The sequence below is a fragment of the Natrialba swarupiae genome (assembly GCF_008245225.1).
In the GTDB taxonomy this organism is placed as follows: Archaea; Halobacteriota; Halobacteria; order Halobacteriales; family Natrialbaceae; genus Natrarchaeobius; species Natrarchaeobius swarupiae.
Genome location: NZ_VTAW01000008.1, coordinates 105,191 through 119,811 on the forward strand (window position 1 = coordinate 105,191; position 14,621 = coordinate 119,811).

Consider the following 14,621-nt stretch of genomic DNA (forward strand, 5'->3'; position numbering starts at 1 on the left):
GTCGATAGGGATCAGCGTAAACCCTCGTACGTTCCAGTCTGCCAAATATCGATCCCGTTCATCGTAGAAACGGCTATTCTTCTCCGTAGTGTGCAATCGTGATCATGGTCGAGGAGTTGTAAGTAAAGCCGTTCGAGTTACCCGACAAGACGGTCACATTCGACAGTGGTCAAGGCAAAAAAGGTGCAATGTGGGGACGGAACGGTCTGGCTGTACAGGCTCGGTTCGGGACGGCAACGCCGACGACTTGCTCGTGACCGCCAAGAGGCGGGACGTCTCGGTTCTCGCGTCGCCCACGACCTCGATGGCACACCCGACGGGAGCGAACTGATCGACACCCCCTTCGGCCGCCTGCGAGTACGCCGGCGTGGGCAAACTCGCCGTAACGGCCGGACCGCAAGCGGACACGTCGCGCTGCTCGCGGTTATCCACCGCCTCGTTAGCGACAGCAAGACCGTCGCGATGGCGCCGATGGCCGAGGCTGGCCGTCACACCCGGACCCATCACCCCTGTCCGCGGTTCGCGGTCATCTACGCACCCATCGATCCCACCAATGCAACCGCCTCCGGACAGTACGACCTCGAGACGCTCGCGGGGCTTGTGTCAGACCTCAGTTAGGCCTCGTCCCACGGCCAGTCCGTCCGGTTCGCCGGGTCGTTTTTGAAAAGTAACGGCTTTCGTCACGGTAATGATTCTATACCAATAGGTGGTTTCGGCGTAGGAGGTCGTATGCAGACGACAGTAACAGATCTTCTCAAGTCGATTCGGCGTCCGGAGTACACGGGTGAGAACCGGTGTCTCCCTTGTACCACCGTAAACGCGCTCATCGCCGTTGCTCTGGCAGGACTAATTTCAGTTTTTGCGAACCCGATAATCGGAGGAGTAACCTTCATCACCTTCGTGGCCGCGATCTACCTCCGAGGATACCTCGTCCCGGGCACGCCAACGCTCACGAAGCGATACCTCCCCGACCGCGTCCACCGACTGTTCGACAGCCACGTCGAGGACACTGAAACTGCCGTCGACGGGGAGGATGAGGACGACGTCGAATCCCTGCTCCGTGCTACTGGCGCCGTGATCGATTGCCCCGAAGCAGACGACCTGTGTCTCGAGACGACGTTCCAGATCGCCTGGCACGACCGAATCGCCGCGCTGGAAGACGAAGAGAAACGACTCGAGGCCCTGGCCGCGCGTCTCGACCTCGAGACGGCGGATCTGGCCCTCGAGGAATCGACTGGCGGGTACATCGCCCGGTACGAGAGCGATCGGATCGGCGTCTGGCCGTCCGAAGCGGCGTTTCTCGCCGACCTCGCGGGCGCGCCGACCCTGGACGAACACGGCTCTGGCTGGCAGGAACTAACGGCCGATGAACAGGGAGTCGTGTTGACTGGTCTTCGGGCGTTCCTCGAGAAATGTCCGACCTGCGGGGGCGAGATCGACGGCAACGAAGAGACCGTCGAGTCGTGTTGTTCGACGGCGATGCAAGCGACCGTCGAGTGTGGACGGTGCAGTGGAACACTCCTTCGAAGCACCTACCGATAGTCCACCTCGGCGTTATGCCGTGGCAGGCCTCCGTGGAGGGACTATTCGACTACGCCATGAAGGGCGATTATGAGTTCGTCACCCTCACTAAGGTTCTCGCGGACATCATCGAGAGGTATGGTGTACTGCATCGCACCGGGGTCGTACTCGTCTGACGTATTTTTGTAGTCGAACGCACCGGGTGCGGCTTTGATTTGTCGGAGTCTGTCGGTATCCGTATCGACGTAGAGTTGGCTCTCGGTCAACGTGAACTCAGGGTCCATCTCGATGTCGACGACGAGGTCGTCACCGTCGTCGGAGATTTCGACATCGCCAACGTCCGTTCCGGCGTTGAGGTTATTCCTACCTGCGCCCGCGTAGAACTCGGCGAGTACCGGGTCGGTGTCAGAACCCGAACTGATGTCGTAGGGCATGAACCAACCCCACTTGGAAATGTTGGTGAGGGAGTTTAGCCGGTTCTCGTCCGGATCGGGCTCGTCGTTCAGGATCGCCCATGCGGTTTGCCCGCTCACTGGCGGTTCATCGACCGGACAGTCCTCGTCGGCGTGGATGACGATTTCGTCACCGAGATCGGAGAGGAGCTGCTCGCTGTCACTCAGTCCTTTCGTGTTCGTATGGATCCCGATGCAGATACATTCGCCGACACCGAGGAAGAAAGCGTTCTCCGAGCCGAGAATCGACTGCTCCCTGTTGTCGCCGACGTAGAAATCGACCCGGAGATCACCGTCGTACTCCGAGTAATCACCCTCGAGTTCACCGTCATCTACTTTCGGCCAGTTTTCATCGTCGATCCAGACACAGATGTCCTGCTTTCCCTGATTACAGATCTGGAAGACGTTGTCGAACCAGGTTCTCGAGTCCGAATTGATCCCCTCTCCACCGGCGTCGGTGGGGTTCTCCGACGACATGTCGACCTCGAGGTGACCGCTCTCGTCGATGTTCGTATAACTCGCGTTCGGCGAGTCGGGACAGCCGTCAAGGCCGAGATATGCGTGAGGATCCTTGGCGACCTCGATCTTCACCCGTCGTTGCGATTCGATCCGACTGAACGCGCCGGAACCGATGAGCATGCTCGCACCGATGCCCGAGCCGCCCACGCCGGCTATGAAGGTACGTCGTTTCATGTGTGGTTTACTAGCGCAGCCCGCAAGATTGGACCGTGCGTACACCTGAAGCGACGAGAACATCCGGTATGTGTATACACCGCGTGCAGTCACGGAAGAGAACGCGTACAAGAATTTTAGGTTGCGACCAACGAATCGAAGTAAGGTCGTATCCTCGAGAACGTGGTTCGTTCTAGAAACTGAGTCTACCGATTATCGGTCGGAGTGGTACAGTTCAAACGGTCTACGACGGGGAGAGTGGCAGTTGAACAGTCGCGCTCTTCGCGCTCACTCGTCCGTCTCCGCGTCGGCCTGGTCGATCACTTCGGAACTGGATTCGTCCGTCGCGTTGATCTCGTCCGTTGATTCGGTCTCCGACTCGCGGTCTGTGTCAGGCTCCGTACTCGATTCCGCTTGCGCGTCGGATTCCTCTCCACCGTCGGTATCAGTGTTAGGCCCTGGGGGAGACGGGCAGCTCTCTTTCGTGGCTTCGGGGTTACTGAAACCGTCGTCGTACTCGAGTTTGGTCCCCGTTTCGCCCTTGCAGGGCGACGGTGGACAGCGGTTGGAGTCGTCCCCTTCGACCCGGTTAGGCCAGTCAGGAGAGATCAGAACGCCACCGTCCTCTTCAGCCATGATTGCCGTCCCAGACGTCGCACCTGCGGTGTCGAACCGGTACCATTCCTGTTCTCCTTTGAGAATTACTTCGTCCACGGGGTCGTCGGTCGACCACTCGATCTCGACCGGTTCGCCCTCGTCGTTGGCGGTCAGAACCTCGATGCTCTCGATTCCGACCTCACCACAGAACGCGACGAAACTGATGCCCGTCAGGTCCATGACCGGAGCCACCTCGAGTTTCACGCGACGCTGTGCTTCGATTCGAGAGACGCTCTCTGTTCCAACGAGTGCACCTGCAGTAATGCTTCCAGCACCGATCGCAGAGAGGAACGTTCTTCGTTTCATCGTCTCACCGCGCCCGAGAACCGACGCCCTCGTGTCGGTGCATCCAGTTTCATACCAGGACGAGCGATACGTGAAGTCTTTTGTATTGACTGCATGTCGAACTGACAGGTCGTCCAAAACGATTTTCAGAACCTCCGTACCCTCATTGATCTGTGAAAAATCAGCACCGTTACCACTCACCCAGTAGTCGATGCCGGCTGCACGTCTCCCGACAACTCGCCGAGCTGTCTAACGGTCGGTGGATAGAAGCGCTGGTGGGAAACAACATTTCTGTATAAGAGAACGTAATGAGTTCGAATCTCTCCCGGCTGCAGTTAGTTGTGCGATAGAGACCTGCACCCACTGTTTGTCGAACCTCCTGTCAGTGTATACACAAGGTACATACCAGCATCACGATCAACCGACGCGTTCGCCTCCCACGGGCCGCCGCGAGGGCAGGCCAGAACGGAGGGACGAACGCGAGGATGATACATATGGATCGACGAAAGTTCCTGTACGGTATCGGTGGCAGTGCGATCGGCGGCAGTGCACTCATCGGTTCCGGCGCGTTCAGTCGGATCGAATCGCAACGGCGGGTGAAGATCGAGGTGGCCGGGGATCCCGACGCCTACCTGGGGTTGGATCGCTGTCCAACCAGCCCAAACAACAGCTACGTAGACTTCGACGACAGTGGTCACCTCGCTGTCGAGATGTCGGAGGACAATCCGACTGAGGAAGGTGGACAGGGGGTTAACTCGGACTCATTTACCTGGTTCGACGACGTTTTCCAGATCTGTAATCAGGGCAAGCAGCCGGTTTCCGTCTGGATCGAAGCTGAGGCGAGTGAGGAAGCTGATAAATATTTCGACTCCGACAACTACGGAGAATATGGACCAGTCACCTTCTACCTCGGGGACGACGACGAGGAGATACTGAGCGAGGACAATCCCCAACTACTTCAGGTCGGTGAGTGCCTGTGTGTCGGTATCCGAGTAGTCACGAAGGGACTCAAGGAAGGCCAGCAGCTCGTCGATGACGATGAGATCGTCATCCATGCCGACGCAGATCAGGAGCTCGCAACCGGTCCGGTGACGAACCAAACCCAGGGAACGACTCACGACGATGTCCACGATGCGATTGATGCTGCCAAGGATAACGATACGATCAAAGTATACGAAGATCAGTCGGGGCTCGTTGAGGTCGATAAGCAGTTGAACATCGTCGGTGTCGGAATGCCCACGCTAGAAGACGGTGTGAATATCACCGCCGATAACGTCCGGGTGAGTTCGTTTAACATTCTCGATAGTGGGGACGCACTCTGGGCAGAGTTCGCTGTTCGATTGGAACCAGGCGTGTCTGGAATTACAATCGAAGATAATTCGATCGAGTCTGACTGGTATGCAATCGCAGACGAAAGTAGTGCTCAAACGACGAGTGACGTCACGATTGAAAATAACGACATCTTCGGGACTGCCGAATCGGGAGTTCAGGTCGTGTACATCAACGGAGAGCAAAGTGGTCCACCAAGCGCTGAAGATGCAGAGAACATCAACTTGATTGATAACACAATCGGCGCCAACGACCTAGATGGTGGTCTCCTGGTAGGACTCGAGGCCGACGGAGGCGAAGTCAGCGGGAACACTTTCGACGATCCGCCAACCGACTACGGCCACCTCGAGCTATGGGGTCCGAACCTGGAGGTCGAAGATAACGACTTCTTCGGTGATAACCTCGGCACGAACGCGTTCTACGTGCGTAACTCGGACAATACGTACACCCTGAGCGAGATTCTCGGGGCCAACACCTTCGACCCCACTGCGGAGGTCGTCGGCGACGACATCCGCCCAGAGTAACCGATTTTCCAGCGGCGAATCCCTTTTATTTTCTCGAGTCTCGTGGAACCGGAGAACGATATCGTCGGGAACGTCTATTCCCTGCACAGACTCGATACCTCCTGGGCAGGCGAACGACCTGCCGAGCCTGCTCGAGTTCGCCAGTGGTGAATGGACGAAATACAGCCTCGAGTGACGAAACGGCTGTTTAACAGGTTTGGACTAGCCACCGTTCCGGCGGCATATACCAAAGTCGGATCCGTCGATATACTGAGCACATGGCCCCGACGACACCGGTAACCGGCGCACAACTTCCTGGGACCCGAATACTACCGAAACCCTGACCGTCATGAATCGACGAACACTCCTCCTCGCGGTCGGCGGCGGCGGGATCGGGGCGAGTGCGCTGATCGGCTCCGGTGCATTCACGGCCGCTGGCTCACAGCGAGGAACGACGATCGAGGTCGCCGGCGATCCCGACGCCTATCTCGGCCTCGAGCCTTGCCCCGACTCGCCGAACGCGAGTTACACCCGGTTCGACGACAGCGGGCACCTCGGGATCGAGATGTCGCCCTCGAACCCGACCATCGGGAAGGGCAAGCGGGGAACAGGGCTGGGCGTCAACTCGGACTCGTTCACGTACTTCCACGACGTGTTCCAGGTCTGCAATCAGGGCAAACAACCCGTAAAGATCTGGATCGAAGTGCACGCTCGAGAGCCCGCGGGCCGACTCAAGACCGACGACGAGTACAAGGAGTACGCCGGCGAGGATCGCGTCGTGTTCTACGGGAGCGACGACCCGGACCGTCGGGTCGATCAGGAGACGACACCGATCGGACTCCCCGTTGGGGAATGTACGTGTATCGGCCTCCGGACGATGACCAAGGGACTCGAGGCAGGCGACCGACTGCTGAAAGACGACGAGATCGTCATCCAGGCCGACACGGTCGACGAGCTGCCAGCCAAGAGAGGGAAAAAGAACGAATAACGCCGCTGCGGTCCGCGACGGACCGCTTTCGGTAACCACTCCGCGCGAGCAGCGTCAGTCGTCGTCCGATTCGCTCGAGTCGTTCCGCTCCGGCTCCGACTCGATTTCGGCGTCAGCCTTAGCATCGCTATCGCTCCCCGAGTCGAACTCGATTTCGTCGTCAGCCCCGTTGCGTTCGCCATCGACGAACGTCTCGCCGAACTCGTCCGCGTTCGGATCCGGAACTTCCTCGAACTCGTAGACGTACAACAGGTCGCCGTCGACGACGTAGTAGGCTGTCCCGCCTTCCTCTGTCTCGTCTTCGATCACGCGCCGATCACAATCGATCGCGACGTCGACCAAATCCTCGAGCGAGGCGACCGTCACGCGGGATCGCTCCCTGACCTCGTCTGGGAGCGTGCCGGCCGAGACCCACTCGTCGAACTCCTCGCGTTCGCCCGTGACCCGGAGTCGCTCGAGTTCCGCCTCGGAGGGTGCGAGGGTGCCGTTCACTTTCCGCTTCGAGAGGACGCCGATCGCCGCGATCGAGCCGAGCAGCAGAGCCATGCCGAACATGGGGGTCGAGCCGCTCTCGGCCGTCGGATCGACCTCTTCGACGCGCTCCTGCGTATATCGCTCGGCGACCGGTCCCTCCACGCTGTAGGTATCGCCATCGGGTTCGATCAGGAGCTCGTACCGATCCGTATGCTGAACCGGTTCGCCCTCGATCGTCCCCTCCATCGTGACCTCGGCGACGACGACCGCCTCGGTAGTGCCGGGCGAATCGCCCAGGCTCGATTCGGTCCGTTCGATCTCCTCCTCGAGCGCGGGAACGTCGATTGCGAACGAACTCCCAACCCGGTCGCCCGGTTCGACGCCCGTCGCAGTACTCTCGTTCAGCGGCTCGCTCGTCGACCAGTACTCGGTATCGTCGTCAACTGCGCGTATCTCTCGCTCGAGGTCGAGGTCGACGGTGACGTCGCCGTTCTGGGCGTTGTACTGGTGCGTGAACTCACCGTCGACTTCGGGCGCGATCTGGGTGAAGTAGACCTCCTGTCGCGGTAGCTCCTCACCGACCTCGAAGACTTCGTTTTCGGACTGAACCGTCGCGTAGTGATCGAAGCCACCGGTCGTCGACCACGTGTCGACCGTCCGCTGGTCGGTGTCGGCGGTGGTGTCGGCATTGGCCGCGAGAACGGTCCACCCCCCGAACAGGGCCAGTACCAGCAACACGATCACGACCGGGCCGAACCATCGGTCGATCCCGGCTCGCACGCGAGCCAGTCGTCGTTCAGTGTTCATCGGCAATACCCCCCCTTCCGTGTGAATCGGTTTCGAGTGTTGTGTTCGCTACTCATGATCGGAGAATCCTCCGTACGAAGCCGCGTTTGTGATCGGTGCGCTGTCTCGAGCGCGTCCGTATCGTCCCGGTTCCGAGCAGTATCGCAAACGGGAGGACGAACGCGCCGACGATGACGCCGGTTGTAGCGCCCATCGCTAACCACGGATGGATCGCGTGTAAGCCGGCGATGACGGGCGTCGGGAGCACCGCGAAGTAGCGGTACTCGGCGAACGAACGCAAGTAATACCCCGTCTCCGGCGGCGCGGTAACCGCCACGGTCTCGTTCACCGAGTCACCTCGGTGTAACGTCTGTGCGTCGCTATCTACCGCGACGCCGTCGCTCGCTGGCTCGATGATCGTCGTCACGGGCAATACGCCGTCGTTCCGAACTTCGTAGGTGTGTTCCTCGGTATCACCCGTGGGAATGACGTGAGGCGCATCCGACTCGAACTCGGCACTGACGATGCCGGCTTCCGTCGTATCCGACATTGCGACCATCGTCCCGGCCGACACGAGACAGAGCAACACCACCATACCGAACACGGCCAGCCGCGCGTCGAAGACGCCGCGGCGCGACCGCGTTCGCGTTCGATCCCGGTCGCTCGCTCGCGACTCGAGGATCGCAGTGAGAGCGAGAACCCCGAGTCCGAATACGAGCAGGAGCGTGGCGAGTCCCTCCGAGCCGAGCAGCGTCCCGGTCCCGAGCGTCGTGGCCAGCTCGAGTTGGATCGTTTCCAGCCCGCTCTGAACGCCCATCACCGCAGTTCCCAGGTGCGGAATCGTGACGACCTCACCGTTGATCTGCAACGCCTTCGCGGCGATCTGCCCGTCGGTAACCGGCGGTTCGGCTCCGTCCTGGTCAGTGACGACGTTCGCGTCCCCGCGTGTCAGGTAGCCGTGGTCGGTCTCGTCGACGACGCGATGGGTCGTGAGTTCGCCGCCCTCGATCTCCTGTGGTTCGTAGACGACGACGTCACCTGTTTCGACGGGGGCCGCGACCGCGTCCGGGATGACAACGAACCCATCGCCGCGGTCGATTGTCGGCTCCATACTATCCGATTCAGCGTAACTGATCAGGATCGGAACGCCGAGGAGATGTCCGGCAACGAGTGCTGCGAGAACGAGCCCCGCGATGACCATTGCTGCTCGTCCGACTGCTGTACCCCCGGTCAACGGCTGTGGGTTCCCCATTGGCGATCCTCCGTGGGCGTCTGCGTCGCCGGCTGAGACGGAGCCCGGCACGCAGCACACGGTCATCCCATCAGGAAATTCACGTTTTGCTATGAATCGCCTATACTGCCTTCACAAACGTTAATTGGTGTCTACCGCGGATGAGCGCCACCGGTTCGGAGATCATCGTGGTTGTTCGGCCAGGCCGATCTGGTTACAGGTGACAATTTACAGCACTCAAAGACTGTCTGACAGAGCGTAGTGTGTCCATGTTTAACACGATACGGAATGACCGATCCGACGCGCAGAGGATCGCCTCTGGGGGGGATAGTGTGAGCCATACCGAAGCCGCTTTCGAGACGAGGGGGAACGGGTCCGAAACCGACGAGATCACGCGGGATCAGACGTTTACGATGCTGAGCAACCGCCGTCGTCGATGGGTCATTCATTACCTGAAACGACGCGACGGCGGGCCAGTCAGCCTCCGAACGTTGGTCAATACGATATCCGCCTGGGAACACGGCGTCGAGGTCGAGAAACTGTCGTGGAAACAACGGAAGCGCGTCTACACGGCGCTTCGGCAATCACATCTGCCGAAGCTGGATGACGCAGGAGTGGTCGAATACGATTCGAACAGGGGCGAGATCGTGCTTACCGAGGAGGCCGAAAAACTCCAGCTCTACCTCGAGTACGTTCCCGAACGTGACATCCCCTGGCATCAGTACTATCTCGGCCTCGCGACGATCGCGACGGCACTGACCCTCGTTACCTGGCTTTCGCTTCCACCGGTGAGCGAACTTTCGGGACTGGCCCTGTCCAGTATCATCACGGCGATGATCGTCGTTTCGGCGATCACCCACGTCTACCACGCTCGGAATAGTCGACTTGGCAGTGCGGAAGAGCCCCCGCGGTAAAAACTCGACCACGGAGACACGGTCAAGTCACAGAGGCACTCTCGTGAACATCAACAGAAGGCAGCATACAGCGCGGAAACGACAGAGCCGAAATCGCCACATCCGCACTGTGGATTCAGCAGACCCCACCCCTCGACTACTGGATAGGAATGGACCACACTATGAGTTGCATTGCTAATCCACATGACTAATCGACTGGCGGATGATTCCGGCTGACCCGGATCTGACCAGTCGAGTTCGACGGCCCCAGCGCCCGCTGTGGCGAAGCGTCCGCCGTTCTGCGCCGAGACCCGGTCGTCGACGGTCGGTTCCGAGGCTGCCGGTGTTTTCTCGATCAGAGAAACCGGACCGCTTTTCATAGCGATGGCAGAACGATCAGCTACAAGTGAGTGAGGAGATCGACCTATCCACGGTGCTCTCGGTTCTCGACGACGAGTACGCACGGGAGATCCTCACCCACACGAGCGTCGAACCCATGTCTGCTAGTACCCTGAGCGAACGGTGTGACGCCTCCCTGCCGACGATCTATCGACGACTGGATCGCCTCGAGGAGTGTCGACTCGTGACCGAAGAGACGGAGCTCGCGGCCGATGGTAACCACTACAGCGTCTACAGTGCGAACCTTGATCGACTGGAGCTCAGCCTCGAGGACGGTGCGTTCGACCTCGAATTGACCTACCGTGAAGAGGACGTCGCCGACAGGTTCACGAGGATGTGGGAGGGGATGCGATGACTACAAGTTCGGTCCGGATCGGCGAGACGAGCGTCTTCGAACTGTTCACCATCGCTAGCCTCTTTCTCGTCGCGCTCATGGGTGCGATCATCGCCTACCAGGCCTACCGTGGATACCGGCGCAACGACGCGACGTCCATGCTCTATCTCGCCCTCGGGCTGTTGTTGCTCACGGTCTGTCCGTTTCTCGTCAACGTCACGATCACGACGGTCACGAACGCGGACCATCTCGTCACGGTGTTCTTCGAGAACGTGAGTCGACTGCTCGGATTGGTCGCGATCATGTACTCGCTGTACGGACGTCACTGACGCGGCTTCGACACCACCGTCTGCCGTCCGAAACACCACTCCGTCCCTGGTACGAAATTTCGACTCCTTTCGTGGCACAGCGGTTCGACGCTGTTTTGCGATACGAGACTCGACGCCGTTTCAGACCAGACGGTCGGACGAACCCGGTTGTGAAACGCGCCTGAGACGGTCTACAGTCAGTGCCGGCGCACCCGCGATCGTTCGGCGGGTACGTCGGAACATCGGAACAACGAACCGTACGAGACCGTGGGAGGGCCGAAGCAAATGCGGAAGGGTGTGGCCAGGTCTCCACCGGGTGGTGTACGGGTGGGCGCCACGCCGGTGAAACGGGCGTGGGACCGACAACGGAGGGGCTACGTCCACGAGGGCCGTCGTCGGACCCACACGTCGGGTAGCGGGGGACCAACGAGGTGCTTCGATCGCGCCTCGTTCCGTCCCCTACAGGTGACTATCGGCTGTCCCCTATTAGTGACCCCAGTGGATTCTCTGGGTCGGAAAATCCGCCCTCGAGAAACACCTACACGCGACGAGCCCACGACACTGACGTGACTCGAGTTCCGAGAACGACCATGCAGTATCTCGTCGGAACCGAATCGGTTCACACGACCGCATCGATCTGTGACTATCTCGACGGACGCATCGATACGTCGGATTCGATCACCGTCGTCGCGGTCGTCGACGATCCGTCCGCCCGCCGTGATCGACAGGAAGCGTTGAACGTCGCCGCCGTCCGACTCGCGGCTGCGGGATCCGTCGACACGGAACTCCGGGAACCCGACGACGCGGACGACGGCGTGACGGTGGCGAGCGCGTTACGAGACTCCGCAGCGATGCTCGAGGCGGACGAGATCGTGATCGGGGCACGTGGATGGCGTCCGGTCGATGACAATCGAGAAGAGCCGTCCGGTCTCGGCTCGACCGCTCGAGAACTCCTCGGCGGCGCGACCCGTCCGGTCGTCGTCGTTCCGGGAGCGATTCCCTAGGATCACGATTCCGTGCCGACACCATTGCCGTCGACCACAGGCCCGACCGCGAACGGCACGCGTTCACCGGCTGATTCCTACCACCCCACCAGCCGTCTCAGCGGGGCTGTTGGTTCGACTGTGACCATTGTGGGGTACAGCTTAGTGACCCCAGGTTTGTGTGACCGCCTGGATCGAGTCGTGACAGAACGGATATCTTTCCATCCACCGAAGGTTCGAAATAGCCGAATATCAGTCCTCGGAACCGGTTTTGCTGGCCTCGAGGTCGACCGATGGTGGTTCGTGTGTTCCGAGTTCTGGATGGGTTTCCTCCATCCAGAGGACGACCAACCCGCCCGAGAGAAACATCGCGATAGCGGTACCGTAGAAGGCGGCCTCGATCGAGAGCAGATCGACGGAGAGACCGATGAGGACGGCTCCAACGGCGTAGCCAAGGTCACGCCAGAGCCGATAGACCCCGAGGCCCGTCGAACGCCACAACGGGTGGGCCGCGTCGCTGGCGACTGCGATCAGGTTGGGGTAGTGCAGTGCCATCCCAACACCCGAGAGCGCCGACAAAAGGATCCAGAGGTAATACCCCTCCACGAGAACCATCCCGAGGACGCCCACTCCGGCGAGGAAAAAGCCGACGACGATCGGCGGCTTACGTCCGACTCGGTCACCGAGGCGGCCGGTGTAGACCTGCAGGAAGTACGCGGCACTGTGGACGCCGACGACGACTCCGACCTGGGCAACACCGAGACCCTGGGAGACGAGGAAGATGGGGAAGGCGATCCAGACGAGCGTGTCGACGAAGTTCTCGACGTGTCCCGCCTGCGCTGCGGTAAAGAGCGTCCGGTCCTTGTAGGTCGCGCGTTTGACGATCTCGGTGAACGAGAGGTCGGCCTCACTCGTTCCGCCGTCAGCTTCGACGCCGTCACCATCGTCGTCGAGACCTGCCGCCTCTGCCTTCGCGTAGGGGAGAGTCTCCTCGATCAGGACGATCGCGATGAGCAAGGCGACGACGATCACCGCCGCGAGGAAGTAGAACGGTTCCGGCCGGAGGCTGTACTGAGCCGCGATCACGCCGGTGAGCCACGCGCCGGCGGCGACGCCGGTGTATCCGAAGGCCTCGTCGAGCCCTGCGGCGAGCCCACGCTGGTCGGGGCCGGCGAGTTCGATCTTCGAGATCATGCTCATGCTCCAGGCGACGCCCTGGTTGACCCCGAGCAAGACGTTCCCGACGGCGATCCAGCTCCAACTCGGCGCGTAGATCAGGATGAACGGGATCGGGATCGCAGCGATCCAACCCGCGATCAGGATCGGCTTGCGCCCGTAGGCGTCGGCCCACTTCCCCGAATACAGGTTGAGTACGGCCTTGACGATCCCGAAGCTCACGACGAACGAGCCGATCACCAGCAGGGACTCGACGCCGAAGGTCTCCTCGCCCATGATAGGCACGACGTTTCGCTGAGAGCCCATCGTGAGCCCGACGGCGAAGACCGTGAATATCTGGAGAGTAAACTGTCGCCAGTTTCGGCGGATACCCTGTGCGTACTCGCCGCTCATGGGTTATTCGGCCGCACAGCGGTTGGGGCCGAGTTCGAGTTCGTCCGCCTCTTCGTCCGAAATCTCCTTGGTGCCGACGTTGGCGAGCTTGATCCGCTCGAAGTTCGCCGGCTGGTCAGGGATATCGCCGGCCAGTGCCGCGACTAACGTCTCCCGGTCCTGGCCGAATGCTTCGTTGCGCTCTTCGACCTCGCTCAGACGGGCGACAACCGGCGGCTGGGGGCTCCCGGGGTCGTGAGCCGGCAACACGAGCGGGTCGCCCTCGACGGTGCGCAGGCGCTCTAAGCTCTCGTAGAGCGTCTCAGCGTTGTCCTCGACGTCCGTCTCCTCGAGTCCAGCGTCGACACCGAGTTCGACCCGACCGACGCTGTCGTGAAAGAGCGTGTCGCCGGTCAGGAGTGCCTCGTCCTCGAGAGCGTAGGTGACGCTGCCTGGGCTGTGACCGGGCGTGTGAATCACGTCGATCGTTACGGCACCGACCTCGAGACCGTCTCCCTCCTCGACGTGGGCGGCACCGATTCCGTCGTCGTCGGCCGGGTGGAGGTAGTAGGGGACGTCGTGAATCTCAGCGAGTTTCTGCCCGCCGGAGACGTGGTCGGCGTGGGCGTGAGTGTCGAAGACACCCGCCAAATCGGCGTCGTGCGCCTCGAGAATCGCCTCGTACTCCTCGGTGTACTGCGAGGGTTCGAAGACCGCGGCCTCGCCCTCGGAGATCAGAACGTGAGAGAGACAGCCCGTGCCAGGGCGGGCGACCTGGATCAACTCGCCCTCGAGGTCCACATCGAGGGGTGCCGTGCGGTGGACACGTGCCCAGCCGTTCATGCCGTCTACCAGGGTTTTGGCGTCGTGGCCCTGTTCCTGGAGCAAGTCTGTCGCGTCGGCTGCGAGTACCCCCGCTGCACAGATGGTGACGACCTCACCGTGTTCCGGCAAGTCGGCCAGCTCCTCGGCTGCCGCGTCGGGATCGTCTTTCAGTTCGTCGTAGACGTCGACGTTTTCACTTCCCGGAATGTGCCACTCACGAAAGTCCGTCTCGTCGCGGACGTCGACGAGTCTGAGGTCGTCGTCTCCTCGTTCGAGCCGTTCTGCGACTGTTTCCGGCGTGATTTTTGCCATCGACATCCCGTAGGGACAGTAGGGGCATATCACCGGTGCCAGCTATAACTGGCACCTCTGGTTCCCTGGTAAACGGGGGTGGAAGGCAGTGACGGCCCAATCGTAGCCTGGGGTTCCACCG

Annotated in this window: 14 protein-coding genes; 8 read left to right on the forward strand and 6 right to left on the reverse strand. The window is 60.7% G+C overall.

The annotated features are described in order from the left end of the window. The first annotated feature begins 183 nt into the window (after window positions 1-183). Together FYC77_RS08380 and FYC77_RS08385 are read left to right on the forward strand one after the other, a co-directional pair. The gene (locus FYC77_RS08380) at window positions 184-618 is read left to right on the forward strand and encodes a hypothetical protein (RefSeq protein WP_149081048.1); all 435 of its coding nucleotides are present in this window, start codon (window positions 184-186) and stop codon (window positions 616-618) included. A 282-nt stretch (window positions 619-900) separates the two neighbouring features. Continuing rightward, window positions 901-1,542 carry a hypothetical protein gene (locus FYC77_RS08385; RefSeq protein WP_149081049.1) on the forward strand — a complete coding sequence of 214 codons (642 nt, stop codon included), beginning with the start codon at window positions 901-903 and terminating at the stop codon, window positions 1,540-1,542. A gap of 41 nt (window positions 1,543-1,583) precedes the next feature. On the opposite strand, the gene FYC77_RS08390 is transcribed toward FYC77_RS08385, so the two are convergent. Together FYC77_RS08390 and FYC77_RS08395 are read right to left on the reverse strand one after the other, a co-directional pair. Next, window positions 1,584-2,666, reverse strand: coding sequence for a DUF1102 domain-containing protein (locus FYC77_RS08390; RefSeq protein WP_162354502.1), 1,083 nt, complete (start codon window positions 2,664-2,666; stop codon window positions 1,584-1,586). A 267-nt stretch (window positions 2,667-2,933) separates the two neighbouring features. After that, window positions 2,934-3,608: a hypothetical protein gene (locus FYC77_RS08395; protein WP_149081051.1), complete on the reverse strand. Its 675-nt coding sequence runs from the start codon at window positions 3,606-3,608 to the stop codon at window positions 2,934-2,936. 587 nt (window positions 3,609-4,195) lie between these two features. Here FYC77_RS08395 and FYC77_RS08400 point away from each other — a divergent pair. Beyond that, entirely contained in the window at window positions 4,196-5,440 is a 1,245-nt protein-coding gene (locus tag FYC77_RS08400; protein ID WP_162354503.1) for a right-handed parallel beta-helix repeat-containing protein, read from the forward strand. Window positions 5,441-5,768: 328 nt separating this feature from the next. After that, on the forward strand, window positions 5,769-6,407 hold the full coding sequence (locus tag FYC77_RS08405; RefSeq protein WP_149081053.1) for a DUF1102 domain-containing protein: 639 nt from the start codon (window positions 5,769-5,771) through the stop codon (window positions 6,405-6,407). A gap of 54 nt (window positions 6,408-6,461) precedes the next feature. Here the strand turns inward: FYC77_RS08405 and FYC77_RS08410 are convergent, their stop codons facing one another. Continuing rightward, window positions 6,462-7,688: a DUF5305 domain-containing protein gene (locus tag FYC77_RS08410; protein WP_162354504.1), complete on the reverse strand. Its 1,227-nt coding sequence runs from the start codon at window positions 7,686-7,688 to the stop codon at window positions 6,462-6,464. Window positions 7,689-7,740: 52 nt separating this feature from the next. Beyond that, a complete protein-coding gene (locus tag FYC77_RS08415; protein WP_149081054.1) occupies window positions 7,741-8,919 on the reverse strand; it encodes a S24/S26 family peptidase in 1,179 nt (392 codons plus the stop codon). Between the two features lie 311 nt (window positions 8,920-9,230). Between FYC77_RS08415 and FYC77_RS08420 the strand changes: the two genes are divergently transcribed. From FYC77_RS08420 to FYC77_RS08435, 4 genes are all read left to right on the forward strand, one after another. Continuing rightward, window positions 9,231-9,812 carry a DUF7344 domain-containing protein gene (locus FYC77_RS08420; RefSeq protein ID WP_149081055.1) on the forward strand — a complete coding sequence of 194 codons (582 nt, stop codon included), beginning with the start codon at window positions 9,231-9,233 and terminating at the stop codon, window positions 9,810-9,812. Between the two features lie 385 nt (window positions 9,813-10,197). Beyond that, window positions 10,198-10,545 carry an ArsR/SmtB family transcription factor gene (locus tag FYC77_RS08425; protein ID WP_149081056.1) on the forward strand — a complete coding sequence of 116 codons (348 nt, stop codon included), beginning with the start codon at window positions 10,198-10,200 and terminating at the stop codon, window positions 10,543-10,545. Beyond that, entirely contained in the window at window positions 10,542-10,853 is a 312-nt protein-coding gene (locus FYC77_RS08430) for a DUF7521 family protein (protein ID WP_149081057.1), read from the forward strand. Before FYC77_RS08425 ends, FYC77_RS08430 begins: the two co-directional genes overlap by 4 nt. 569 nt (window positions 10,854-11,422) lie before the next feature. Further along, entirely contained in the window at window positions 11,423-11,836 is a 414-nt protein-coding gene (locus FYC77_RS08435) for a universal stress protein (protein ID WP_149081058.1), read from the forward strand. A 231-nt stretch (window positions 11,837-12,067) separates the two neighbouring features. On the opposite strand, the gene FYC77_RS08440 is transcribed toward FYC77_RS08435, so the two are convergent. Together FYC77_RS08440 and FYC77_RS08445 are read right to left on the reverse strand one after the other, a co-directional pair. Beyond that, window positions 12,068-13,384 (reverse strand): MFS transporter, encoded by a 1,317-nt coding sequence (locus FYC77_RS08440; RefSeq protein ID WP_149081059.1) that lies wholly within the window; start codon window positions 13,382-13,384, stop codon window positions 12,068-12,070. Window positions 13,385-13,387: 3 nt separating this feature from the next. Further along, window positions 13,388-14,500: an MBL fold metallo-hydrolase gene (locus FYC77_RS08445; protein WP_149081060.1), complete on the reverse strand. Its 1,113-nt coding sequence runs from the start codon at window positions 14,498-14,500 to the stop codon at window positions 13,388-13,390. Window positions 14,501-14,621: the final 121 nt, after the last annotated feature.

Bases quoted from the DNA above. Each gene is read 5' to 3' on its own strand.
- FYC77_RS08440 (WP_149081059.1), bottom strand. From the start codon at position 13,384: ATGAGCGGCGAGTACGCACAGGGTATCCGCCGAAACTGGCGACAGTTT.
- FYC77_RS08415 (WP_149081054.1), bottom strand. From the start codon at position 8,919: ATGGGGAACCCACAGCCGTTGACCGGGGGTACAGCAGTCGGACGAGCA.
- FYC77_RS08395 (WP_149081051.1), bottom strand. From the start codon at position 3,608: ATGAAACGAAGAACGTTCCTCTCTGCGATCGGTGCTGGAAGCATTACT.
- FYC77_RS08435 (WP_149081058.1), top strand. From the start codon at position 11,423: ATGCAGTATCTCGTCGGAACCGAATCGGTTCACACGACCGCATCGATC.
- FYC77_RS08410 (WP_162354504.1), bottom strand. From the start codon at position 7,688: ATGAACACTGAACGACGACTGGCTCGCGTGCGAGCCGGGATCGACCGA.
- FYC77_RS08430 (WP_149081057.1), top strand. From the start codon at position 10,542: ATGACTACAAGTTCGGTCCGGATCGGCGAGACGAGCGTCTTCGAACTG.
- FYC77_RS08390 (WP_162354502.1), bottom strand. From the start codon at position 2,666: ATGAAACGACGTACCTTCATAGCCGGCGTGGGCGGCTCGGGCATCGGT.
- FYC77_RS08405 (WP_149081053.1), top strand. From the start codon at position 5,769: ATGAATCGACGAACACTCCTCCTCGCGGTCGGCGGCGGCGGGATCGGG.
- FYC77_RS08445 (WP_149081060.1), bottom strand. From the start codon at position 14,500: ATGGCAAAAATCACGCCGGAAACAGTCGCAGAACGGCTCGAACGAGGA.